This window comes from Microbulbifer agarilyticus (genome assembly GCF_019800665.1).
Taxonomy (GTDB): Bacteria; Pseudomonadota; Gammaproteobacteria; order Pseudomonadales; family Cellvibrionaceae; genus Microbulbifer; species Microbulbifer agarilyticus_C.
Map to the genome: position 1 here is coordinate 748,825 of NZ_JAHVKO010000003.1, position 24,638 is coordinate 773,462.

General features: G+C 55.8%; 16 protein-coding genes. 12 read left to right on the plus strand and 4 right to left on the minus strand.

Going from position 1 to position 24,638, the window contains the following annotated elements:
* Positions 1-65 precede the first annotated feature (65 nt).
* The 8 genes from KUV22_RS08820 (at position 66) to KUV22_RS08855 (ending at position 12,348) form a co-directional block, all read left to right on the plus strand.
* Positions 66-2,273 carry a glycosyltransferase family 2 protein gene (locus KUV22_RS08820; protein ID WP_222230200.1) on the plus strand — a complete coding sequence of 736 codons (2,208 nt, stop codon included), beginning with the start codon at positions 66-68 and terminating at the stop codon, positions 2,271-2,273.
* A 24-nt stretch (positions 2,274-2,297) separates the two neighbouring features.
* Complete coding sequence (locus KUV22_RS08825; RefSeq protein WP_222230201.1) at positions 2,298-3,248, plus strand: glycosyltransferase family 1 protein; 951 nt, start codon at positions 2,298-2,300, stop codon at positions 3,246-3,248.
* A gap of 44 nt (positions 3,249-3,292) precedes the next feature.
* On the plus strand, positions 3,293-5,311 hold the full coding sequence (locus KUV22_RS08830; RefSeq protein ID WP_261319285.1) for a capsular polysaccharide biosynthesis protein: 2,019 nt from the start codon (positions 3,293-3,295) through the stop codon (positions 5,309-5,311).
* A 16-nt stretch (positions 5,312-5,327) separates the two neighbouring features.
* Positions 5,328-6,359: a phytanoyl-CoA dioxygenase family protein gene (locus KUV22_RS08835; protein WP_222230203.1), complete on the plus strand. Its 1,032-nt coding sequence runs from the start codon at positions 5,328-5,330 to the stop codon at positions 6,357-6,359.
* Positions 6,360-6,571: 212 nt separating this feature from the next.
* Positions 6,572-7,822, plus strand: coding sequence for a capsule biosynthesis protein (locus KUV22_RS08840; RefSeq protein WP_222230204.1), 1,251 nt, complete (start codon positions 6,572-6,574; stop codon positions 7,820-7,822).
* A gap of 202 nt (positions 7,823-8,024) precedes the next feature.
* Positions 8,025-9,440: a mannose-1-phosphate guanylyltransferase/mannose-6-phosphate isomerase gene (locus KUV22_RS08845; protein ID WP_222230205.1), complete on the plus strand. Its 1,416-nt coding sequence runs from the start codon at positions 8,025-8,027 to the stop codon at positions 9,438-9,440.
* 108 nt (positions 9,441-9,548) lie between these two features.
* On the plus strand, positions 9,549-10,289 hold the full coding sequence (locus KUV22_RS08850; protein ID WP_222230206.1) for a tyrosine-protein phosphatase: 741 nt from the start codon (positions 9,549-9,551) through the stop codon (positions 10,287-10,289).
* A gap of 202 nt (positions 10,290-10,491) precedes the next feature.
* Positions 10,492-12,348: a DEAD/DEAH box helicase gene (locus KUV22_RS08855; RefSeq protein WP_222230207.1), complete on the plus strand. Its 1,857-nt coding sequence runs from the start codon at positions 10,492-10,494 to the stop codon at positions 12,346-12,348.
* Positions 12,349-12,443: 95 nt separating this feature from the next.
* On the opposite strand, the gene KUV22_RS08860 is transcribed toward KUV22_RS08855, so the two are convergent.
* Together KUV22_RS08860 and KUV22_RS08865 are read right to left on the minus strand one after the other, a co-directional pair.
* Positions 12,444-12,992, minus strand: a complete 549-nt coding sequence (locus tag KUV22_RS08860) for a cytochrome b (protein WP_222230208.1) — start codon at positions 12,990-12,992, stop codon at positions 12,444-12,446.
* Between the two features lie 22 nt (positions 12,993-13,014).
* Positions 13,015-13,950, minus strand: a complete 936-nt coding sequence (locus KUV22_RS08865) for a LysR family transcriptional regulator (RefSeq protein WP_222230209.1) — start codon at positions 13,948-13,950, stop codon at positions 13,015-13,017.
* Positions 13,951-14,064: 114 nt separating this feature from the next.
* Here KUV22_RS08865 and metE point away from each other — a divergent pair, with 114 nt between their 5' ends.
* Positions 14,065-16,299, plus strand: a complete 2,235-nt coding sequence (gene metE, locus KUV22_RS08870; protein WP_222230210.1) for a 5-methyltetrahydropteroyltriglutamate--homocysteine S-methyltransferase — start codon at positions 14,065-14,067, stop codon at positions 16,297-16,299.
* A 58-nt stretch (positions 16,300-16,357) separates the two neighbouring features.
* Here metE and pepQ read toward each other — a convergent pair whose 3' ends face one another.
* Positions 16,358-17,662 carry a Xaa-Pro dipeptidase gene (pepQ, locus tag KUV22_RS08875; protein WP_222230211.1) on the minus strand — a complete coding sequence of 435 codons (1,305 nt, stop codon included), beginning with the start codon at positions 17,660-17,662 and terminating at the stop codon, positions 16,358-16,360.
* Positions 17,663-17,839: 177 nt separating this feature from the next.
* On the opposite strand from pepQ, the gene purU reads away from it, so the two are divergent.
* The gene (gene purU, locus KUV22_RS08880; RefSeq protein ID WP_222230212.1) at positions 17,840-18,676 is read left to right on the plus strand and encodes a formyltetrahydrofolate deformylase; all 837 of its coding nucleotides are present in this window, start codon (positions 17,840-17,842) and stop codon (positions 18,674-18,676) included.
* A 28-nt stretch (positions 18,677-18,704) separates the two neighbouring features.
* Entirely contained in the window at positions 18,705-19,097 is a 393-nt protein-coding gene (locus KUV22_RS08885; protein ID WP_222230213.1) for a hypothetical protein, read from the plus strand.
* A gap of 228 nt (positions 19,098-19,325) precedes the next feature.
* Here KUV22_RS08885 and gcvP read toward each other — a convergent pair whose 3' ends face one another.
* Entirely contained in the window at positions 19,326-22,217 is a 2,892-nt protein-coding gene (gene gcvP, locus KUV22_RS08890) for an aminomethyl-transferring glycine dehydrogenase (RefSeq protein WP_222230214.1), read from the minus strand.
* Between the two features lie 466 nt (positions 22,218-22,683).
* Between gcvP and KUV22_RS17495 the strand changes: the two genes are divergently transcribed.
* Complete coding sequence (locus KUV22_RS17495) at positions 22,684-24,459, plus strand: diguanylate cyclase domain-containing protein (RefSeq protein ID WP_222230215.1); 1,776 nt, start codon at positions 22,684-22,686, stop codon at positions 24,457-24,459.
* The last annotated feature ends 179 nt before the right edge of the window (positions 24,460-24,638 follow it).

A 24,638-nucleotide genomic window follows, 5' to 3' on the forward strand; every position in this document is an offset into this window, starting at 1 on the left:
ATCCAAAAATAGTTAAGTAATCGCTTGTGATTGAAGTCTTAAAATCATTTTTTCGCGTGAACCTTATGTCGCGCCTGCGGCCGGCAGGTGACGTAAAAGCTGCCGATGGTGGAGAGGGCTACCAGTGGCGTTCTATGGGTATCGACCCGCAGTTTCAGCTGGCGCGCGGCCGGTTTCCCGCTGGGTGGTACATGCTGGAGGTTCAGCTCGAGTATGAGAGAAGTGACGGGGACGCCTGCCTGTATGTAGACAGTGGTAACGGCTACAGCGAGTCCGAAAAATATTCGCTGCCGCTGAGGGCCGGCAAGATTTCCAAGCGTCTTGTGTATTTACCAAAGGCCGCTCGCGCAGTTCGCTTTGATCCACTGGAGTCCTCAGGGCTGTTCTCGGTCAATCATCTTCGACTGGTCCGGCTGGCATCCTGGTTTGCCCGTGATCGGCTGTTACAGCGCCTGACGAATATGCACATCCGTTACCGCGAGATGAATCGTGGTGAAGTGCTGGCTGAGATAAAGCGGCAGGCTAGCGACGCAGGGCAGGAGTGGCTGCAGTTTGCCTGGGCGCGGTACTGCGAAACTTTCGAGCGCAGGAGACACGGGCGCGACTACCATGAGTGGATTGAGGAAGTAGAGTGTTCCCGCAGGAGCACTCTCGAAGGTTCCAAGGCTACCGGTCCGTTGTTTTCAATCATATTGCCTACTTATAACAGCGATGTTCGCTTGCTGCGCGAGTGTATTGAGTCTGTATTCGCGCAGTCGTACCAGAATTGGCAGCTCTGTATTGCGGATGATGCGTCGCCGAACGCTGACGTAAAGCAGTTTCTGAGAGAAACTGCCGACAAGGATGCGCGAGTCAAGGTTACTTTTCGCGAGGAGAATGGCCATATCTCGGCAGCCAGCAATAGCGCGCTGTCGCTTGCAGATGGAGACTACCTGGTTTTTCTGGACCATGATGATGCGCTGGTGCCGAGTGCCCTGGCGCGGGTGCATGAGGCGTTGGTCAGGAATCCTGATGCGCGTCTTATTTATTCTGATGAAGACAAGATCAATGAGCGTGGTGAGCGTTTTGATCCGCACTTCAAGCCCGCTTGGAATCCCGATCTGTTGCTCTCCCAGAACTATATCTGCCACCTGATGGTACTGAAGGCAGGCCTGGTTCGGCAGATCGCAGGTTTCCGCGAAGGGCTGGAAGGCAGCCAGGATCACGACCTGCTTTTACGTTGTTTACCCCACCTGAGTAGAAACACCGTGGTGCATATCCCCGAGGTGCTTTACCACTGGTGCGCGGCCGAGGGTTCTACGGCACTGACCGGGGCCAACAAGGGCTATGCGATGAAAGCTGGCCTGCGGGCCGTGGCGGATTACCTTGAGTGGGAACAGCTGCCGGCGAGGGTTGAACCGGGTGTTGCTCCGAATACCTACAGCGTGCGCTGGTCGGTTCCCGAGCCTGCCCCACTGGTAAGCCTGTTGGTGCCAACACGTGATCGTGTCGAGATCCTCAAGCCGTGTGTGGATGCGTTGCTTTCACGCACGGATTACCCCAACTTTGAGCTGTTAATTCTCGACAACCAGAGCAGTTGCCCGAAAACCCTCGCCTATCTGGAGCAGGTGAGTGAGGATCCCCGGGTGTCTGTGCACCGCTGGGATCACCCGTTCAACTACTCGGCCATCAATAACTTTGGTGCCCGGTTGGCGAAGGGCGAAATCCTGGGGCTGATCAATAACGATATCGAACCCATCAACGAAGACTGGTTGCGGGAAATGGTCGGCCAGGCCTGCAGGCCGGAGATCGGATGTGTGGGGGCCAAGCTCTACTACCCGAACGATACCGTTCAGCACGGCGGGGTGATTCTGGGGATTGGCGGCGTGGCTGGCCATGCCCACAAATATTTCCACCGCCACGACTATGGTTACTTCTCTCGCCTGCATTTGGTGCAGAATCTGTCAGCGGTCACTGCTGCCTGCCTGTTGGTGCGGAAATCGATTTTTGAACAAGTTGGCGGGTTGGATGAGGAGAACCTGGCGGTGGCCTTTAATGATGTCGACCTGTGCCTGAAGGTGCGCGAGGCGGGTTACCGAAACTTGTGGACGCCGAATGCCGAGCTGTACCACCATGAATCCGTCTCCCGCGGTGCGGATGACACCCAGGCCAAGCGTCGCCGTGCCCAGCGCGAGGCGGAGTATATGCGCCGGCGGTGGGGCCATGTGCTAGATTCTGACCCAGCCTATAACCCTAATCTCACTTTGATCCATGAAGATTTCTCACTGGCCTGATATGAGCAGATTGTAGGGAGTGTTATGAGTAGCCGCTATATTGTGGTGGAAGAAGTCGCAAACCCGTCGAGCGATTACTTTGTATTGCCATATCTTCAGGCGCAGGGAGCAACTGTCGAACGTTACAGATTTTCAGAGCTGCCGGATCCAGCTAGGTTGCACGGGGCTAATGTTCTATTTGTCCGCTATATTCCGGCTGTCTGGCGTGAGCTGATTGCTACGCACCATAATAGGTTGGCGGGTGTCTGGCTTTTTATGGATGATGACCTGTTCAGCTGGCGGTCTTTCGCTGGTATGCCACTCCGCTATCAATGGAAGCTATGGCGGTTGAGCCGGCGGCACCGTTCCTGGCTGCGCGCGATTGATGCAAAGCTCGCGGTATCTACCCCATACTTACAAGCGCGTTATGCAAGTTGGAACCCACATCTACTGACGCCTGAAGTTCCGGCTGCGCTCACCCCTCTTTTGAAACGTGGCGATTCCCCTGTTGAAAAATCCGAGCAAGTAACACTTTTCTATCACGGTTCTGCCTCTCACGGTGCGGATATTAAGTGGCTCCAGCCTGTTATCGCGGAGGTACTGTCCGCGGATAAGCGGATTGTATTTGAGGTAATTGGGAACGGCAGCGTAAATCGCCTTTTTAGAGGGTTGCCTCGTGTGCATGTGCTACACCCGATGAAGTGGCCAGCCTACCAATCATTGCTCCATCGTCCAGGGCGAACCATTGGCTTGGCGCCACTGCTGGACTCACGATTTAATCGCGCACGTGCTCACACTAAATTCCTAGATATTACCCTGGCAGGGGCGGTAGGTATTTATGCGGAAGGGGAAGTATACGGGAAGGTCGTATGCCACCAAAAAAATGGCCTTCTGCTGCCGATGGACCAGAATCGATGGGTAGAGAGTATTTTGCAATTGGCGGCCGATGAACCGACGCGGGCACAGATGCTAGGCGAGGCTCGCCAGTGCCTTTAATCGGATTTTGTTCCCGAGGGTTGAATCGGCTTCCTCATCTTGACATGTTACTGGAAGCGCAGTGCTATTGGTTTGCGCTGCGCCCAGCACAATCTACGACACATATTGCCGGCTGGGGACGCAAGCCCAGTGCAGCACGTGCGCGAAAGATAGCAGTCGAAGCTGGCTTGCCATTCGTGAGCCTGGAAGATGGCTTTCTGCGCTCCTTTGGCCTGGGTGTGCAGGGTGCGCTGCTGCACAGCCTGATCGTGGATTACACCGGTATCTATTACGACGCGACGGCACCCAGTGACCTGGAAAACTTTGTCCTTGCGGCAGATTTCTCGGACGAAGAGTTGGCGCGTGCGTGCAACGGTATTGAGCTACTGCGAGAGCTCCGCCTGTCGAAATATAACTGTGCGCCGGATGCCCCCGTCACCTGGCCGGATGGGCGCCGCAGGGTACTCGTGGTGGACCAGACGTTTGGCGATGCAGCGATTACCTATGGTGGCGCCGACGCGTCGAGTTTTACACAAATGCTGGAAACTGCCATTGCTGACAACCCGGATGCAGAGGTGGTGGTAAAGGTGCACCCGGATGTAATCGCGGGTAAAAAACGCGGTTATCTGCTGGACGCCGCACGTGAGCACGACTGTCGCGTGTGGTCAGAGGACATTTCTCCTTGGGCACTGCTCGATGCGGTGGACAAAGTGTATGTGGTCACCAGCCAGTTTGGATTCGATGCGCTGCTGGCAGGCAAGCCGGTGTGTTGTTTCGGGATGCCATTTTTTGCTGGCTGGGGGCTAACTGAAGATTTGCAGACGTGTGCGCGGCGCGGGCAACACCGCTCGTTGGAGCAAGTTTTCGCGGCGGCCTATCTGCGCTATTGCCGATATATCAACCCGTATACGGGCAAGCGTTGCACTTTCGAAGATACGGCTCGGCTGATTTCAGAGCAGGTACAGCGAAGCCAGCGCCTCGCCGGATCCTGGTTAGGTGTAGATTTTTCACCGTGGAAACGCGGGTTCGTGGCTGATTTTCTGGCCCGCCCTAAGCAGTGCCGGTTTGTGAGAAGGCATTCGAATGCTTTCAGCGAGGTGGAGGCAGAGACTAAGGTGGTGGCTTGGGCAAGTAGCTTGACGGAGCCGGTTGTAACCAAGTGCAGTAACTCCCGGTTACCGCTTTGGCGGCTTGAGGATGGATTCCTGCGGTCGGTGGGTTTGGGGTCCGATCTGGTGCGCCCGCTCTCGTTGGTTCTGGATAAGCAGGGAATTTATTATGACGCTTCCCGACCGTCTGACCTGGAATCTATTTTAAAGGACGCAGAGCTATCTCCATTGCTCTGTGCTCGTGCGGCAGTGCTGCGAGAGTCCCTTGTTAGTCGACAGTTGAGTAAATACAACGTAGGTGAGCAGGGTGTGGCTCTGGATTTGCCATCAGACCGGACCATTATATTGGTGCCCGGGCAGGTGGAGAGTGATGCATCGATCGCCAGCGGCTCCCCTTGGCTCAAAAGTAATCAGCAGTTATTGGAGCAGGTACGTAGAGCGAACCCCGATGCTTATATTATTTATAAACCGCACCCTGATGTAGTCGCGGGTGGACGCATTGGGAAGTTGGTTGACGATGCCGGTGTTCTTTACGATCAGCTGGTAATGGATGCACCAATGCCTGTAGTACTTGCACGAGTGGATGAGCTGCACACGCTTTGTTCTTTGAGTGGCTTCGAGGCGTTACTGCGGGGCGTTAAGGTCGTGACTTATGGCTTGCCGTTTTATGCCGGTTGGGGGCTGAGTGACGATCGTCTTCTTCGCGGGGGCAGTGACGAAATGCCCAATGCCCTCTCGGAGTTGGCAATGGTTCGCCGCTGCAAAAGAGCTCGAGGACGGAGCCGCACACTGGACGAGCTGGTAGCCGCAACGTTGATTCTATACCCCACCTATGTGGATCCGCACCGTGGCGACATCGTGGATGTCGAAACTGCGGTGCAGTTGTTGGAGTCCCAACGACAGGGCTCGTCTTATCTCAGCTGGTGGCGACGTGGGCTTTATCGCATCGTTCGCAACCAATTTTTCAAGAAGTAGTCGCGGGTCATTGCGCGTGAATTCCAGATTTCTCAAGAAAATTTATCTTCTGCCCAAATGGCTCCTCGAATTGGTTTCATGGGGTAAGAGCTTTAAGAACAATCCCATTATTGGCAGTTTCGGGCTCAATCGTTGTGGGCTTCACGTTGCCCGGGTAGTGATTGCGCACGGCTTATTCCGTTTTCGACTGCTCCTGTTGTCACCGCTGATTCCCGCAGAAGATCGCCGTCATTTCCGTAAATACGGCTTTGTCCTCAAACACAGCTTTCTCTCCAGTGACAATTTTGAAAAATTGGCGCATGAATTGCAGAGCTATGAAAACGGTGGCCGGGAGTTTGTTGAGGGCACCACGCTAACCCAGCGAGTGTTTCTTACTGGCGCAGAGCGAGAAAAAATGCCCTCAATTCGTGCGCTTATCGAGAATCCGAAGCTCGACCGATTAATGCGCTATTGCTCGTCCAAGAATCGTCGCCCGCTGTACTATGTGGAAAACCTGTGTAATCACGCGAATGTGGTGCCGCGTCCGGATCCGCAACGGGACATGCACGCAGATACCTTCCATCCCTGTGTAAAAGGGTGGCTGTATCTGGATGCAACTGACGACCTGAATGGGCCGTTTGTGTATGTACCGGGTTCCCACCGGTTGAGTTGGCGCCGCCTGAAGTGGGAGTACCGGCAGAGCCTGGAGGCGAGCAAGCGCGGTGAAGCGCGCGATCCGCAGAGATACTGGGATGGGTCTTTCCGAGTAACTACGGCAGATCTTGAGGAAATGGGATTTGAATCCAAAGCCCTCCATGTACCCGCGAATACGCTTTTGGTCGCGAATGTATACGGCTTTCATCGCCGTGGTGAGGCGCGAGAGCCGTCGCACCGTATGACGGTGTGGATGCAAGCCAGGGACAACCCATTCAATCCATTATTTACCTTGTGGCCGAGCTCGACGGCGGCAGTGTTTGAATGGGGGTGGTCGAAAGTGCTGCAAAAACTGGATAAGGCAAAACTCGCCAGCGGTGAACAGCGCAATTTTGTCGGTAAATTCACCCGTTAGAGTCTCGTTCTAGCTAGCTAAAACAAGACAATCGTCAAATATAAGAGTATAGTTTTGCGCCAGTTATGCGGTTTATATCGCAAATTTTGGCGTATTTTGCTTGTTTTTCGACTCTGCTTGGTCGTTCTTGTTGTTTTTAGGTGCGGGGGTTGCCCGCGCGTGTTTAGTGCCCCGGGGGGCGGCGAGTTTCGCCGTGGGGCTAAGTGGGGAAAATGTCAGGGGTTGTATTTTTGCAGGGGCCACATGGTCCTTTCTTTGCCCGTTGTGCCCGTTATTTCTCCGCACGGGGCATTGAAACTCATAAGATAAACTTCAACGGTGGGGACCGTTTATTCGGCTGGGCCGACCACCAGGTGGACTATGTGGGTGGGCAAGCTGGCTGGCCAGAGTTTTTTGCCGGTTACTTGCGGCGGAACGATATTCGTGCGGTGGTTGTGTACGGCGATTGCCGGTATTACCACCGTAAGGCACGAACAGTTTGCGATGAATTGGGCGTCAGCTTCTGGGCTTGTGAAGAGGGCTACTTGCGCCCTGACTTCGTCACCCTTGAGCAGGGAGGCGTAAACGCATTTTCTGGTGTCGACTGGTCCCGTGATGCCATTGAGCGGTATGTACCTCAAGGCCGCTCGCCCTCGTTAAAAGTCGGTAGGACTTTTTGGCAGAGGGCCCGCTATGCCATTTGTTATTACTTTGCCGTCATTGTCTATGGGTTGCGCTTTAACCATTACCGTCACCACCGCCCAAGGGCTTGGTGGCAGGAAGCTGGATGCTGGTTGCGGAGTTTTTATCGCAAAGGTCTCTACCGCATAACCGAGCGTAACTACACGGAAGCGCTGGTACAGCGTCATGGCGGAGAGTTCTTCCTTTTTCCCTTACAAACTGCGGATGACTTTCAGGTTCGCGAGCACTCTGATGTGCATTCGCTGGAAGATTCGATTAGAGATGTGATTGCGTCTTTCGCTCTTAATGCAGCGAATAAAGATATTCTGGTGATCAAGCACCATCCCATGGATCGAGGCTTTTGCCACTATGGCAAATTGATTCAGCGTGCTGCGCGCGATTCGGGTGTAGATGGACGTGTGGCATATTGCCATGATCTGCACTTACCTACGCTGTTGGACCACGCCAAAGGTGTGGTGACAATTAACAGCACGGTAGGAATCTCAGCACTGTTGCACCGGGTGCCGACGATCACGTTGGGGCGCGCTCTTTACGATATTCCGGGAATGACCCATCAAGGCGAGTTGTCGAATTTTTGGACGGAACCAGAGCCTGTAGATATGGTGCTGTTTCGTGCTTTCCGTACCTACCTGTATGAGCAGACCCAGCTGGACGGTAGCTTTTCCAAACATATCGATTTCACTGTTCCTCAGATGATGGCGCGTATGTTGCCATCACTTAAAGCCGCACAAGCATCTGTTGACGACGCTGTTTCTGTCGATGATGAAGTGCTCGCCGCTTGATTCACCGCAACCCTTGGGGTAGAAAATTGTAAACGGGGAGTGCTACAGCTAGCGCAGCTCAAGTATTCGGGGCGGCTCATTACCGCTCGATGGATGGTCACAAACGACTCCCAAGCGTGACATAATGGGGCTTAAATGCCGCCTCTTTTTATTAGAGTGGTGGGGGTGTCCGTTAGTGCTATTTCTGTAACAGAATAAATTTATGATTTTACCGGTAATAATGGCCGGCGGCTCAGGTTCTCGCTTATGGCCGCTTTCGCGCAAACTTCATCCGAAACAGTTCCTGCCGCTCACGGATGATGCGACTATGTTGCAAAACACCTGTGCGCGATTGGAGGGCATTGAATCGCAGCCACCATTGCTAATATGTGGCGATGATCACCGCTTTATCGTGGCCGAGCAGCTGCGCGAGGTAGGTCAGGCTCATAGTGGGATCTTACTCGAGCCTGCAGGCCGCAATACCGCTCCAGCGGTAGCGTTGGCAGCGCTAAGGGCCATGGCCGGGGGGGCGGAAGATCCGTTGCTGCTGGTATTGGCCGCAGATCACGCAATAAAAGACGTAGCCGCCTTCCAGGCTGCGGTGATGCGTGCGGTTCCTCACGCCGAGGCTGGCAAACTGGTGACCTTTGGTATTGTGCCCTCGGCTGCCGAAACCGGTTACGGCTATATCAACAAGGCAAGGGCCGTAGATGAGGCTGAGACCGCGTTTGTGGTTCAGCAGTTTGTAGAAAAGCCTGACCTAGCTACCGCAGAGAAATACGTGAGTTCTGGTGAATTTTACTGGAACAGCGGCCTGTTCCTGTTCCGTGCCAGTCGTTTCATCGAAGAATTGTCTAAATATTGCCCGGATATCCTTGAGGCTTGTGAGAAAGCCATGCAGGGTGCCACCTTTGATGTCGATTTCGTGCGCCCCGCAAGTGAGGCCTTTCTGGCCTGTACCGATGAGTCTATTGATTATGCCGTTATGGAGCATACCCGCGATGCAGTGGTCGTGCCGATGGATTGCGGTTGGAATGATCTGGGTTCTTGGTCTGCACTTTGGGAAGTGTCTGAGAAGGACGAGCAGGGTAATACGTCGAAGGGTGATGTTATCCTGGAAGATAGCCATAATTGCTATGTGCAGAGCGACAGTAAGCTAATTGCTACTGTTGGCCTGAATGATATTGTGGTGGTAGAAAGTGATGATGCGGTACTGGTTGCCGCTAAAGATCGCGTACAGGATATTAAGAAGGTGGTTGAACGCCTCAAGGCCGAAAATCGCTCGGAAGCGCAATTGCATCGTAAAGTCTACCGCCCGTGGGGCTATTACGACTCCGTTGATTTCGGTGAGCGTTTCCAAGTGAAGCGCATCGTAGTAAGCCCGGGAGCGCAACTTAGTCTGCAAATGCACCATCATCGTGCGGAACATTGGATCGTGGTGTCCGGTACCGCGAGCGTGACCTGTGGTGAAAAAGAGTTTTTGGTGACAGAAAACCAGAGCACGTATATCCCGCTTGGCGTAGTCCACCGTCTCGAAAACCCGGGGACAATTCCGCTGGAATTGATCGAGGTGCAGTCCGGCTCTTACCTGGGGGAGGACGATATCGTCCGCTTTGAGGATCGGTACGCGCGTACCTAATAAGCTCTTTTGTGCTGATTAAGTGCCTCGGTTCGGGTATGCCGGAGTTGTTCAGGTTTGTGTATATGCACACCTTGAATACGTAAAAGAGGACAGCGTAGAGCTCGCATGATCGATCTGCATTGCCACCTTCTCCCGGGTATCGACGACGGTGCCCGGGACCTCGACCAGGCGCTGGTGCTCGCCCGCGCCGCGGTTGCCGATGGCATTACTCACATCGTGGCCACACCGCATATTCACTCCGGCCGTTTTCCTAATACTCTGTCGACCATATCTAAAGCGCACCGCCAGCTGGTCTCCGCGCTGGATACAGCCGAGATCCCACTGCATGTGGGTATGGCGGCAGAAATTCGCCTGTCCGAAGAAATCCTGAATATGGTGATTCTGAAACAGGTACCTTTTTTGGGCGAATGGGGCGACGAAAAGGTCCTGCTGCTGGAACTGCCACACAGCCATATCCCGCCGGGTACCGAACAGTTGATCCGCTGGCTGCGCAAGCAAAAGGTCCGTCCGATGATTGCGCACCCGGAGCGCAACAAGGATGTGATCCGCGATTTCAATAAGGTGATGCCGCTGGCGGACGAGGGTTGCCTGTTCCAGGTAACTTCCGGCGCCGTATCTGGTCATTTTGGCGAGCCGGCACAAAAGCGTTCCATCGAGATGCTGGAGAATGAGCTGGTCACCATACTAGCCACCGATGCCCACCATGAAGTACGCCGTCCGCCAGCGCTGAAGGCAGGCCGAGAGGCTGCGGCTAAGGTAGTCGGTGAAGAGAAGGCCTGGCAGCTGGTGCGCGATAACCCGGGTAAGATCGCTGCGATGCACTTCGCCCATCACAAGACCTTTTGACCGCCACGTCGAGCGGAGATTGGTCGACCACCGGGTTCGCAAGCACGTGACCGACATGTTCAGGTTCTACGGTCTCGAACAAAATCTACCGGTTAAAAAATAAACTGGCCTTCTCGGGCTAAACTGTTAGACTGCGCAGCCTTTTAAAGGCCAATCCGGCCCCTCAAGTACCGGCGTTAGACGCCGCAAGTGATTCCCAAATATGACCGATACCCCCACGGCCACTGGCTTTGACCAGTTGGGCCTGCCTGCTGAAATCCTCGACGCTGTCACCAAACTTGGCTACGAAACCCCATCCCCGATTCAGGCAAAGACCATCCCGTCTCTGCTGGAAGGGCGCGATGTACTGGGCCAGGCACAGACAGGAACGGGCAAAACAGCGGCATTCGCGCTCCCTCTACTGGCGAGTCTGGATCTGAAGAGCAAACGCCCTCAGGCACTGGTGCTGGCACCTACCCGAGAACTGGCCATTCAGGTGGCCGAGGCCTGCCAGTCCTACGCGGCTAACCTCAAAGGTTTCCACGTTGCGCCTATTTATGGTGGCGCCGACTACCGCGGCCAAATCCAACAACTGAAGCGCGGTGTGCAGCTGGTAGTGGGCACCCCGGGCCGTGTGATGGATCACATGCGCAAAGGCACCCTGGATCTGTCTGGCCTGAAGACTCTGGTCCTCGACGAAGCCGACGAAATGCTGCGCATGGGCTTTATCGACGACGTGGAGTGGGTACTGGAGCAGATTCCAGAAGAGCGCCAGATCGCGCTGTTCTCCGCCACCATGCCTCGTGAGATCGCCAAGATTGCCCGCGACCACCTGGACAACCCGGCGGACGTGAAGATCAAGGTCAAGACCGAGACTGCAGAAACCATTCGCCAGCGCTACTGGCCGGTGGGCGGCCTGCACAAGCTGGACGCGCTGACCCGAATTCTCGAAGCCGAGCCGGTAGATGCCACCATCATCTTTGTGCGCACCAAGAACACCACCGTCGAGCTGGCCGACAAACTGGCCGCGCGCGGTTTTGCCTCTTCTGCCCTGAACGGCGATATGGCGCAGAACCTGCGTGAGCAGGTGATCGACAAGTTGAAGGCCGGCAAGCTGGATATCGTTGTGGCCACCGACGTGGCCGCCCGTGGCCTGGATGTGAAGCGCATCAGCCACGTGATCAACTACGACATCCCTTACGACACCGAAGCCTACATTCACCGTATTGGCCGCACCGGCCGTGCGGGCCGCGAAGGTGATGCGATTCTGTTTGTGGCCCCGCGCGAGCGCCGCATGCTGCGCATTATCGAGCGCGCAACCAAGAAGCCGATCGAGCGTCTGGAGCTGCCTACCGCGAAAGCGGTCAACGCGTCGCGTATGGAAAAATTCCGCCAGCGCATTAGCGATACCCTTGGTGGTGAAGGTGACCTGGCTCCGTTCCGCGATCTCGTGGATCAGTTCTTGGCAGACAATGAAGTGGACCCGCTGGATGTAGCTGCGGCACTGGCTGCCATGGCGCAGGGCGACCAGCCGCTGCTGCTGGACGAGCGCGAGCCTAAGCAGCGTGACTTTAATGATCGGAATGACCGCGACGACCGCCGCCGCGATCGTGATGGCGACCGCAAGCGCGAACGCAAAGGTGGTTACGAAAAGGACAAGCGTATGCCGCCGCCCGATGAAGGCAAAGAGCGTTTCCGCATTGATGTGGGCCGCGAGCACGGCGTGCGCCCGGGCAGTGTGGTTGGTGCCATTGCTAATGAAGTAGAGCTGGACAGCTCTTACATCGGCCGCATCGAAATCTACCCGGAATACACCACCGTCGACCTGCCGGAAGGTATGCCGAAAGAGATCTTCCAGCACCTGAAAAAGGTGCGGGTAAACGGCCGCCCGATGAACATTTCCAAGTACGACCCGAATGCGGCGGACAGCGGAAAACCGTTCAAGAAAAGCGGTTCTTTCAAGAAACGCAAGTTCGAAGGTAAGCCTGAAGGCAAACATGGTGGTAAACACGGCGGCAAGCACGGCGATAAGCCGCACCACAAGTCTGGCAAGCCAAAACAGCATCGCGACCGCGACTGATTCAGGCTTACAGGGCAAATAAAAAAGGGCACCAGATGGTGCCCTTTTTCTTTGCCTGCAATATGTCAGTTATTTGACCCTGTTGTTTGGCTGGGTTATTTCACTTTGCCGAACGGCAGCATCTGACGCAGGGTGTTGTCTTTGTTGTACAGGTGATGCCACAGCGCGCCGCCGATGTGCAGTACCAGCAATACCAGCAGGGCGTTCCACAGCAGTTCTTTGTGCAGGAAGGCAAACTGCTTGGCCACATCAATATTCTTTTCAAAGAAGGAAGGCAGGTCGAACAGCCAGAACAGCTTGGTGTCGCGGCCGGCGAACTGGCGCATCAGCAGGCCGGTGAGTGGCATACCGATGATCAGTATGTACATCAGGCTCTGGGTCAGCAGGGAAACTGGCTTCTGGAAGCTGCCGCCGTACAGGTTGGGACGACCGTGGGTAGCACGGTAGTAGAGACGGAACAGGCCCAGGAACAGAACCAGGAAGCCGAGGGAGAAGTGGACAACCATCCACCAACCGCGCATTGGGTCTTCTTTCGCGTACTGCTCGTGGAGTTCTACCGATGCCCAGGCGAACAGGATAAAAAACGCGATCATCCAGTGCAGAGTTTTGAGAGTCTTGCTCCAGCTATTGGGTGTGGAGGCCATACATATCCCCTTGTGTGTTTTATTACTTGTTTATGTTATCGGTCGCGGCAAGCACGCCATTCAGATTGGCGAAGCAGGTATCCCGTGCTGTAGTGAAGAAGTCCCTTAAAAAAGCCTGTTCCAGCATCTCCTCGCGCACCGCAGCGTAGAGTGTACTCCACACGCCGGATTTTCCTAGTCTCAATTGGTTTACCAGCCCCTTTTGTAAATATTCGTAAAGAGCCCAGTTGGGCAGGGCACAAACACCGCGACCACTGACCACCAGTTGTACCATCATCACGGTGAGTTCTGCGGTGCGCACCGCGGCGGGTTCGATACCGGCCGGGTCGAGGAACTTCTGGAAAATATCCAGCCGCTCTCGCTCTACCGGGTAGGTGATTTGCACTTCATTCGCGAGGTCTTGCGGGGCTATCGTCTTCTGTTTCGCCAGTGCGTGTTTGCGGCTGACCGCCAGGCACATCTCAAAACTGAACAGCGGCTCGTAGTGGATACCTTTGAGAGAGGTATCCGGGTTACTGGTAACCACCAGATCCAGGTCACCGCGTACCAGTGCCGGTAGCGGTGCGAAATGGAAACCACTGGATAGGTCCAGCTCGACCTCGGGCCAGTCGTCCCGGTAGGCATCGAGGGTTGGCATCAGCCACTGGTAACAGCTGTGGCATTCGATCGCGATATTCAGGCGACCTGCCTGTCCCGATGCCAGTCGCGCCAGGTCTCTTTGCGCCACCGCCACTCGCGGCAGCACATCGTCTGCCAGCTGCAACAGCCGCAGCCCGGCGCTGGTAAAGCGCAGGGGGCGCGACTTGCGCACAAACAGCGCCTGTGCGTGGCGGTCTTCCATCTCGCGGAACAGGTGGGAAAGCGCGGATTGGGTCAGGTGCAGGCGCTCGGACGCGCGCACCATGCTGCCGGTATCCCGCAGCACCGTCAGGGCGCGTAAGTGCCTCAGCTCAATCATTCTCTATTGCCATCTTTAATTAAATTCATGTTTTCGGCGAAAAATATGAAATTGATTGAACATGCTAAGAGCCCCAGAATCAACCCCGAATTTTACGGACCCAGGGGAAAGGGCATGGCAAAGACACATATTCTCGGATATCCGCGCATTGGCGCGCATCGCGAGCTTAAACGCGCGCAGGAAGCCTATTGGAAAGGTGAGATCGACCAGCAAGCACTTTTGGCCGCTGGCGCACAGGTGCGCAGCCAGAATTGGCAGGCCCAGCAGGCGGCGGGGTTGGCGCTCACTACCGTGGGGGACTTCGCCTGGTACGACCAGGTATTGAATCACTCGCTGCTGTTCGGTGTTATTCCCGAGCGCTTTCAGCATGGAGCGGCAGACAACAAACTGGATCAGTACTTCCGCCTTGCGCGCGGCCGAGCACCTTCCGGCGAGCCGGTGGCCGCCAGTGCCATGACCAAATGGTTTGATACCAATTATCACTACCTTGTGCCGGAGTTCTCGGAAGATCAGCCGTTCACGCTGGATGCGGAATGGTTGCTGGCAGAAATCAAGGATGCACAGAGCCTTGGCCACAATGTTAAGCCGGTAATTATTGGTCCGCTTACCTATCTTTGGTTAGGGCGCGGTGTAGATAACGCGCTCGATTTATTGCCGAGTCTGTTGGCCTGCTATGAGCAGTTACTGGCACAGCTGGCCGACGCCGCCGCGCAATGGGTGCAGATCGACGAGCCAATCCTGGGGCTCGATTTACCGGCCCAGTGGCGCGATGCATTTGCGCCTGTGTATAACACTCTGGCAAAAGCCAGTGGCAGCAAGTTGCTACTCGCAACCTACTTTTCCACATTGCGTGAAAACCTATCGCTGGTATTTGATCTGCCTGTGGATGGAATTCATATCGATGCGGTGCGAGGCGGTGAAGACCTACAGCCTGCGTTTGAGGCGTTGCGTGGAGACCAGACTCTCTCGGTCGGCGTGGTCAATGGTCGCAACGTGTGGAAAACCGATCTGGCCCAGTGGCAGCAGGTTCTAAGAGAAGAAGCGGAAGTGCTCGGCGACCGTTTGTGGATATCTGCCAGCTGTTCGCTACTCCATTCGCCCGTAGATCTGGAAACCGAAACGGGTTTGAGCGAAGAACACAAAAACAAACTGGCCTATAGCCGCCAGAAACTTGATGAATTGCAGAAGCTGCGATCGGCACTCGAACCAGGGGCTGAGACACTTGCAGCTTTCCCTCAAACCGATAGTCGTACTGAGGCGGATGTACGTCAGCAGCTGGAAAGTACCTGGCGCCCACAGAAGTTTTCCGAACGGGTTGAGGTTCAGCGCGAGCGCTGGCAGCTTCCACTACTGCCGACCACCACTATCGGTTCTTTTCCACAGACCGACGTTTTACGTCAGGTGCGTAAGCAGTTTCGCAACGCAGAAATTAGTCAAAAGGATTACCACGATCACTTGCGTGCAGAAATAGCCGAAGCGATTCGCCGTCAGGAAATCCTGGGGCTGGACGTATTGGTACACGGCGAAGCCGAGCGCAACGACATGGTGGAATACTTCGGCGAGCAACTGGACGGGTTTATCCACACAGGTAATGGCTGGGTACAGAGTTACGGTTCCCGCTGTGTAAAACCGCCGATTATTGCCGGTGATATCAGCCGACCCAATGCCATGACCGTACAGTGGAGCGAGTACGCTCAGAGCCTCAGTAAGCGTCCGGTAAAAGGTATGCTCACCGGTCCGGTTACTATTTTGAACTGGTCCTTTCCCCGCGAGGATATTCCGCGCGCGGCAAGCTGCCTGCAAATCGCCAAAGCACTGCGTGACGAGGTTCGGGATTTGGAGGCGGCGGGTATCGGTATTATTCAGGTCGACGAGCCGGCACTGCGCGAAGGTTTGCCGTTGCGCGAGGCGGAGCACAAGGCGTATTTCGATTGGGCGGTGGGCTGCTTCCGTTATACCTGCAGTGAGGTAAAGCCGGAAACCCAGATCCACACCCACATGTGTTACTCGAATTTCAACGCGATCATGGAGGCGATTGTGGCGTTGGATGCGGATGTGATTACCATCGAATCCGCACGTTCGGATCTACGTTTACTGGATGTCTTTGCCGGTGAAAATGGCGGTTATCCGAATGAAATCGGCCCAGGTATCTACGACATTCACTCGCCCAATGTGCCGGAACGTGAAGAGTTGAAAGAGCGATTGCAGCAACTACTCAAAGTAATCCCGAAGGAAAAGCTCTGGGTAAATCCAGACTGTGGATTAAAAACCCGTAATTGGGCAGAAGTAGGTTCGGCGTTGCTGAATATGGTGGAGGCGACGCGCACGGTACGCAGTGCGTTAGTTTGATTCCATTTCGCAGCCAATAAAAAAGGGCCTGTATTCACGCCCTTTTTTGTTTTGAGATTTAGTAGCAATCCCGCGTCATATTTTCCACGCGGTCTTTGTGCACGATCAGGTTGTCCTCGATACGTACACCACCGTAAGGCCGCAGCTTTTCTACCTTGTCCCAATTCACTTCATCCGCCAGCTGGGATTCTTTCAGGTCCGACAGCAGGCTGTGGATAAAGTACAGGCCCGGCTCGATGGTGAAGACCTGATTTTCTTCGATGGTACGGGTGGTACGCAGGAACGGGTACTCGGTTGGTGGTGGGGTGGTGCCACCTTCCGGTGCGGTCTGGTGGCCGCCCACATCGTGTACCTGCAGGCCGAGGAAGTGGCCCAGGCCGTGTGGCATAAAGGTACCGGTGAGGCCAGATTCCACCGCGCTTTCCGGCGAGGTTTTGATCACACCAAATTGCTGCAGGAGTTGGCCGATTTTGTGGTGGCAGTCTTTGTGTAATTCCACATAAGAGGCGCCGGGAAGCAGGCCCGCAACTAGCTCCTGTTCTTTCTCGTGCATCGCCGTTACCAGGTCGGCGAATTCGCCATCGCGGTAGGCATAGGAGCGGGTGATGTCGGCACAGTAGCCGTTGCAGTCGGCACCGGCATCGATCAGGAAGCTGCGACGCTCGCTCTCGGACAGGCGCTGTGTGGATAAGTGCGTGTAGTGCAGGATGGCCCCGTGCTCGTTAAGGCCGACAATATTGCCGTAGGGCATCTGGTTTTCACCCTGGCCGGCGGCGTTCAGGTAGGCCAGGTTAATTTCGAACTCGCTCGCGCCACTGCGGAAGGCTTCTTCCGCGGCCTGGTGGGCACGCACCGCAATGCGGTTGGCTTCGCGCAGGCAGGCGAATTCGTAAGGAGTTTTGTAGGCGCGGGCCCAGTGCAGCTGGTCGATCAGATGCTGCGGGTTGCGCTGGCCGATCTCCCAGCCCTCCAGTTTGCCGGTCTCACCGATAAAGGCCGCGTTCTCGCCGCTGAGGAAGGCTTTGGCTTCGTCCGGTTTGGACAGCAGCTCGATATCGTACTCGTCGCTCCAGAAGGTCTGCGGAGCGGGCGGCACGTAGTGCCAGAAGTCTACCGGGCGGTAGAACAGCAACTTGGGCTTCTGCCCGCGACGATAGATGACCCAGCTGTGTGGGTTGTCGGAGACCGGCACCAGGGCTTTGAACTGGGGGTTAACCCGGAACGGGTAGTAGTTGTCATCCAGGAACTGTACGGACGGCGAACCGCTATACACGTTGAGGGTCTCGAACCCACATTGCTCGAGGATCTCATCGTAACGCTTGCACAGGATGGCAAGGTGTTCACTGAAGAGTTGCTTGTCCATAACGCCCCTTAGTTAGGTAGATAGCTCTGGTAGATAGCTCTGGTAGATAGGTCTGCTAAATAAATGTCGGGTCAAAAGATAACTCGACGAATTGGTCGAAAACCAACCATTGTTGCAGGTGCACGAAAGCACATAGTGTATAGTCACTGTTCTGGATAAATAGTCTGATTTTGGACCATGGAAAAGAAGATACTGCTAACGGACTGCCCCGATGCCAAAGGGCTGATCGCGAAGATCACCAACATCTGCTACAAGCACCAACTAAATATCACCAAGAACGACGAGTTCGTTGACCGCGCGCAGGGCCGCTTTTTTATGCGCACCGCGCTGGAAGGCATCTTTAACGATGATACCTTCCTGGAAGATTTGGATATGACACTGCCCCGAGGGGCAGAGCGACGGCTGGTCGCCAGTGGCCGTAAGCGTGTGGTGCTGATGGTTACCAAGGAATCCCACTGCCTGGGTGATATCCTGATGAAGTGCTATTCCGGCGCTCTGGATGTGGAGATAGCTGCGGTAGTTGGCAATCACAAGGTGCTGCAGCCTCTTGTGGAAAAGTTCGACATCCCGTTCCATTGGGTACCCGCAGAAGACCTCGAGCGTGCCCAGCACGAGGAGCAGGTCATTGAGATCGTGGATCGTTATGAGCCCGATTATCTGATCCTCGCTAAATATATGCGGGTGCTCACACCGCAGTTTGTTGCCCACTTCAAAAACCGTATCATCAATATTCACCACTCCTTCCTACCGGCCTTTATAGGTGCCAAGCCTTACCTGCAGGCGTTTGAACGCGGGGTGAAAATTATTGGTGCCACCGCGCATTTTGTCACCGATGATCTGGACGAGGGGCCGATCATTGAGCAGGATGTGATTCATGTGGATCACTTCTATTCCGCTGACGATATGGCCAGTGCCGGTCGCGATGTGGAAAAACAGGTATTGAGCCGAGCGTTACAGCGGGTTCTCGAAGAGCGTGTGTTTATTCACGGTAACCGTACCGTGGTATTTAAGTAGCTCTCTAATAGCTATCTTTGGGGGAAAGATGAAACAAGCAATTGTTACCGGCGCAGCTCTGTTGCTGATGACGCAATTACTTGGCGGTTGCGCCAGCGAACCGGCGGCACCGAATCCAGGAATCAAAGAGTCTTTCCACACCGAGATTTCTGCCAACGGCTCCAAGCGTTTTACCTACGTGCTGGAAGTCGCCGCACCTGCGTTGCGCGGACCATATACGCAGAGTGCGAGCGAGCGCGCGCGTATGGGCAAGCAGTACGAAGGCTTCGGCCGACCGCGCCGGGTGAACTTCGACCACGCGTTACAGCTGAAACTCCAGGAAACGGGTTTCTGTCGCGACGGGTATTTTGTGATTGATCGGGTGGTTTCGCCGCAAGGTGGTGAACTGCGTGGTGAATGTCGGGAAGGGGCCGAGCGGTAGTGCCCTCTTGCACTACAGAAGGCTGATGAGAAGGCAAAGTGCCGGGTGATATTTTTCGAAAGCGTCGGCGACATGGACGTCGCCGACGCAGCGTACAGGGAAGTATTCACAGCGGTTTCGAAAAATATCACCCGGTGCTTTGCCGCCAGATGACTTTAGATTATCCAAAAAAAATGCCGGAGCATTGCTCCGGCATTTTTGTTTCTGGGCTACTTATTCCTGGCCTAATTAGTCCATGTAGCTCTCAACTGGCGGACAGGAACAGATCAGGTTCCGGTCGCCGTACACATTGTCGATACGATTGGACGCCGGCCACACCTTGTGGTGCTTCAGCCAGGCGGCCGGGCGACCGGCAATTTCGCGGCTGTACGGGTGGGTCCAATCGTCGGTCATCACGTCGTCTTGAGTGTGCGGCGCATTGTGCAGGGGGTTGTCGTCTGCACTGTATTTGCCGCTGGCCACGTCGTCTGCTTCCTGACGAATCGTCGCCATGGCTTGTACAAAGCGATCCAGTTCTTCCTGTGCTTCCGATTCGGTCGGCTCGATCATCAGGGTGCCGGCAACCGGGAAGGACATGGTCGGCGCGTGGAAGCCGAAGTCCATCAGGCGCTTGGCGATGTCTTCTTCGGTAATACCGCTCACTTCTTTCAGCGGGCGCAGGTCGATCAGACACTCGTGGGCGATAAAACCGTTGCTGCCTTTGTACAGCAGCGGGTAGTGTTCGCTCAGCTTCTTGGCCACGTAGTTGGCATTCAGGATCGCGGTTTCGGTGGCGAGCTTCATGCCTTTTTTACCCATCATGCGAATGTACATCCAGCTGATCGGCAGAATGCTGGCAGAGCCCCAGGGCGCAGCAGAAATGGTGCCGTTTACTGGATCGTTGCCCGGTACCTCGGTTACCGGGTGGCCTGCCAGATAAGGCTTCAGGTGTTCTCCAACCGCAATCGGGCCCATGCCCGGGCCGCCACCACCGTGGGGAATACAGAAAGTCTTGTGCAGGTTCAGGTGGGATACGTCACCACCGAATTTACCCGGTGCGGCCACGCCAATCAGGGCGTTCATGTTGGCGCCGTCGATGTACACCTGACCGCCGGCATTGTGGATAAGCTCGCAGATCTCGCGGATGCCTTCCTCGAATACACCGTGGGTGGAGGGGTAGGTCACCATCAGTGCCGCGACGCGGTCGCCGTGCTCTTCTACTTTTGCTTTCAGGTCGGCGATGTCCACGTTGCCGTTGTTGTCACAGGCAACCACCACAACCTTCATGCTTACCATCATCGCCGAGGCGGGGTTGGTGCCGTGGGCGGAGGCCGGGATCAGGCAGATATCGCGCTGGCCTTCACCTTTCGCTTCCAGGTATTTCTTGATTGCTACCAAGCCCGCGTACTCACCCTGTGAGCCGGCATTCGGCTGCAGGCTCACGGCGTCGTAACCGGTACATTCCGCCAGCATGGTTTCTAGTTGGGTGAACATCTCGCGGTAGCCCTGAGCCTGGTCGGCTGGGGCAAACGGGTGCAGCTTGCCGAACTCTGGCCAGGTCACCGGGATCATTTCGGCGGTGGCGTTCAGCTTCATGGTGCAGGAACCCAGCGGAATCATGCTGTGGTTCAGGGCGATATCTTTGGACTCCAGGGTCTTCAGGTAGCGCAGCATTTCGGTTTCGGAATGATGCGTGTTGAACACCGGGTGGGTCATGAATTCACTGGCGCGCTGCAGGCTTGCGGGTACGCCGGCGGGGCCTTTGGCGGCCAGCTCGGCATCCATCGCATTCAGGTCGAGGCCGTGCTCGGCGCCGGTGAAAATGTTCAGCAGCTCGGAAACATCTTCCAGCTTGGTGGTTTCGTTCAGGCTCACACCCAGCGCGTCTGCGCCCACTTTGCGCAGGTTGATCTCTGCGGCAATGGCGCGCTCGAAGATTTCAGACTGCTTGTCGCCCACAGAGACGGTGAGGGTATCGAACCAGCTGTCGTGGGTGAGGCTCAGGCCTTTTTCTTTCAGGCCGGAAGCGAGGATGTCGGTAAGGCGCTGGATACGCGCGGCGATGGTCTTCAGACCTTCCGGGCCGTGGTAAATCGCGTAGAAGGCGCTCATCACTGCCAGCAGTACCTGGGAGGTACAGATGTTGGAGTTGGCCTTTTCACGGCGGATATGCTGCTCACGCGTTTGCATGGCCATACGCAGGGCGCGCTTGCCCTTGCTGTCCACGGAAACACCGATGATGCGGCCGGGCGCGGAGCGCTTGTAGGCTTCGCGGAAGGCGAAGAAGCCGGCGTGCGGGCCACCGTAACCCATTGGGATACCGAAACGCTGGTTACAGCCAACCACCACGTCCGCTCCCATTTCACCCGGCGCTTTCAGGGCCACCAGGCTCATCAGGTCTGCGGCCACGGTTACCAGCGCATTGGTTTCGTGCACCTTGGCAATCAGGTCGGTGAGGTCGCGTACCACACCGGTAGAGCCCGGGTACTGGAACAGGGCGCCGAACAGTTCTTCCGGCAGGTCGGTTTCCGGGTTGCCCACAACCACTTCAAAGCCGAAGTGTTCTGCGCGGGTCTGTACTACCGCGATGGTTTGCGGGTGGCAGTCTGCATCGACAAAGAAGACGTTGGATTTGTTGCGTTTTACCTGGCGCTTACACATGGCCATGGCTTCCGCGGCGGCGGTGCCTTCGTCCAGCATGGAGGCGTTGGCCAGGTCCATACCGGTCAGGTCCATGATCATCTGCTGGAAGTTCAGCAGGCCTTCCAGGCGGCCCTGGGCAATTTCTGGCTGGTAGGGGGTGTAGGCGGTGTACCAACCCGGATTTTCCAGCACGTTGCGCAGGATCACGTTGGGGGTGATGGTGTCGTGGTAACCCATACCGATAAAGGTACGGAAAATCTTGTTGCGGCTCGCCAGCGCTTTCAGTTCCGCCAGCGCCTCCTGTTCGTCCACCGCATCTGCCAGGTTCAGGTCATTGGATTTACGGATGGCGGCAGGCACGGTCTTTTCAATCAGTTCGTCCAGGGTGGCGACACCGAGGGTGTCGAGCATGGCCTGGGTCTGCGCGGCGTCCGGGCCGATATGGCGGCGGATAAAGGCGTCGTGCTGTTCCAACTGCTTGAGGGAAGGCTGGGTCATGGTGGTCGGATTCCTGTAAACGCTGAGGGCACTCGGGGACAAATTCCCGGAATGCGTTAACGCTCAAAAATAGCAAAGTGGATCGGACGAACGGATCCGTATTCATTCTGGGGCGGCGTGGTGGATGACCAGCCGTTCCCGCGTTCGACGTTCAGTAATAATGGTGTGGCAAAGTGAACTTGCCCAATTGCCGGCGCGACACCGTCGTTGTGACCCCACCGAAAGATCGAGTCTGTGGGGGCGCCAGTCGGCGCGCATCTTAGCAACAGCAGTGTTTACGGGCAATTCGCGGGTTTGGGGGGCTAAATGTGCTGAGGTAACCACAAATTTGTGAGATATATCCTGTTTCAGGCAGCTTGGCGCTATTTTTTTCTGTGAGTTGGGCCGTCGGGCGGGCCAGATTGGGGATTTGCGCCATACTCGTTGAATAACTAAATAATGCGACAGGGCCCGAAGGATCGCGGCCGTGCGTATCCACTCCCAGGGAATAAGGGATTTCACCGTGTTGCCACAGGCAAATTTCAACTCGCTGCGCGTTAAGGCCTGCCTTTCCTCGGCAATGCTGGTGGTAGCCGTGTGCCTGTTTTTCATCCTGCTGGGTAACGGCAGCCTGCAGTCCCTGATGTCCAAAAACCGCGAGCAGCGGCACCTTAATTTTCAGTTTCAGGTATCCGGCCTGCTGCAGCAATCCCGCGAGGAGCTGGTGCGGCTCGCGGAGCTGATTGCGCTCAGCCCCCGTGGGCGTATCTCATCCCAGAGCGAATTAGGTAAGGCGCTGGACCGGCAGTGGGAGCTGCTGCAACAAACTTGGGTGCTGCACTCGCTCAAAGTCTATGACGCCGACAGCCAGCTGGTAGACAGCTGGGGCGCGCCGCAGCGCAAGTTGCGCCCGGGGCAGGTGGCGCAGGTTTTGCTGGGCGGGCAGCCATTGGAGCTGGTGCATTGTGACCCTGTGTGTGTGCAAAGCCTGGCGCTGCCTATGCGCGCACGTGCTGGTGACTATGTGTTGCAGTTGGAGCGGCCACTGGTCAAAGCCCTGCAGCGGTTTCGCGAAATGACTGGCACCGACATTGGTATTCTCTCGGCGGTGCGGGAGCAGGCGCCAGCCAATAGCGGCGGTATTTATCTGGCGAACTGGCAGCGTGAAATCCTGTCTCTGACTTCCCGCGAACGGGTACTACCGCTGCTCGATCGGGTTGCCGCGGATGTGCCGAACTTATCCGGACTGAAGCGGGCAAGGGTGTACGAGCTGGATGAGCGCCAGTTTGATATCCGCACCATGCGCATGGATGTGCACGATGAAGGCCCGCAGTTTGTGTTTATTGAAGATGTGTCAACTCAGGTGGAACACATCAGCGAGTCGGTAAAGGTCTTGTTCCTGTTCGCGGTGCTGGGGGCGCTGATTTTCAGTGCGGCGGTGGCGGGGATTTTGTGGGGCCCCATTGTCCGCTTGCGCCGGCTGGCACAGGCGCTGCCGCTACTGACCAACGGGCGCTTTGGCGATGCCCGTCAGTTAATTCGGCCGGTGAAAAAAAATCTGGAAAAGTTCGACGAGCTGGATGTGCTCGATACCACCGGCCATGCGGTGTGTGATCAGCTGGAAGATATGAACGACATGGTCACCCGTAAAACGGCCCAGCTCGAGCAGATCGCTATGCACGACAGCCTTACCGGGCTAGACAACCGGTACAGTTTGATCGAGCAACTGGAGTTCCACCTGGAGCTGGCGCGGCATCAACCGGGTGCCGTGCAACAGTTAGGGTATTTGTTTTTTATCGACCTGGATGACTTCAAACAGGTGAATGACACTTTGGGGCATCAGGGCGGCGATGAGCTATTGTGTGTGATTGCCCGCCGCCTGCTCAGCGTAATGCGCTCTGGCGATATAGTGGCGCGTCTCAGCGGCGACGAATTCTGTGTGTTTGTGCGCGATGCGGAGGGCGATAGTTACCGGATTCTTGCGGAAAAATTGCTGAATACGGTGGCCCAGCCGGTGAAGATTGGCGACAACCTGGTCACCGTCACCATGAGTATTGGCGTGGTCGCGGTCGAAGGTAAGGGGGAGACGCTCGAGGCCATTCTGCAAAAAGCCGACATGGCGATGTACCACGCCAAGCGTCATGGGAAAAACAAATTCCAAATCTACGATGTATCACTGCCAACGCTGGCCGCTGATGTGCAAGGCGATGCCAAAGGTGATGTAGTGCGTCCGCTGGAGCTGGTTAACTCCAATAAAAATTAAACGCAAAGAAAATTGCGTCAGCGCGTGATTAGTGCCACGTATTTCATCCTCCTCACGCGGCGCCTCCTCCCCCTCTAGTCTATCTTTTTATTATGCCATTCCGATTTGCACGCCGGTGCCAGAAAGGGACACTGGATTCCAGGCGAGGAATGGCAAATTCCACGAAATATCATTTCAGA

Coding starts and splice junctions, on each gene's coding strand:
- KUV22_RS08840 (WP_222230204.1), top strand. CDS start 6,572: ATGTCAGGGGTTGTATTTTTGCAGGGGCCACATGGTCCTTTCTTTGCC.
- KUV22_RS08820 (WP_222230200.1), top strand. CDS start 66: ATGTCGCGCCTGCGGCCGGCAGGTGACGTAAAAGCTGCCGATGGTGGA.
- KUV22_RS08850 (WP_222230206.1), top strand. CDS start 9,549: ATGATCGATCTGCATTGCCACCTTCTCCCGGGTATCGACGACGGTGCC.
- metE (WP_222230210.1), top strand. CDS start 14,065: ATGGCAAAGACACATATTCTCGGATATCCGCGCATTGGCGCGCATCGC.
- KUV22_RS08860 (WP_222230208.1), bottom strand. CDS start 12,992: ATGGCCTCCACACCCAATAGCTGGAGCAAGACTCTCAAAACTCTGCAC.
- KUV22_RS08885 (WP_222230213.1), top strand. CDS start 18,705: ATGAAACAAGCAATTGTTACCGGCGCAGCTCTGTTGCTGATGACGCAA.
- KUV22_RS08865 (WP_222230209.1), bottom strand. CDS start 13,950: ATGATTGAGCTGAGGCACTTACGCGCCCTGACGGTGCTGCGGGATACC.
- pepQ (WP_222230211.1), bottom strand. CDS start 17,662: ATGGACAAGCAACTCTTCAGTGAACACCTTGCCATCCTGTGCAAGCGT.
- KUV22_RS08855 (WP_222230207.1), top strand. CDS start 10,492: ATGACCGATACCCCCACGGCCACTGGCTTTGACCAGTTGGGCCTGCCT.
- purU (WP_222230212.1), top strand. CDS start 17,840: ATGGAAAAGAAGATACTGCTAACGGACTGCCCCGATGCCAAAGGGCTG.
- KUV22_RS08825 (WP_222230201.1), top strand. CDS start 2,298: ATGAGTAGCCGCTATATTGTGGTGGAAGAAGTCGCAAACCCGTCGAGC.
- gcvP (WP_222230214.1), bottom strand. CDS start 22,217: ATGACCCAGCCTTCCCTCAAGCAGTTGGAACAGCACGACGCCTTTATC.
- KUV22_RS08845 (WP_222230205.1), top strand. CDS start 8,025: ATGATTTTACCGGTAATAATGGCCGGCGGCTCAGGTTCTCGCTTATGG.
- KUV22_RS08830 (WP_261319285.1), top strand. CDS start 3,293: ATGTTACTGGAAGCGCAGTGCTATTGGTTTGCGCTGCGCCCAGCACAA.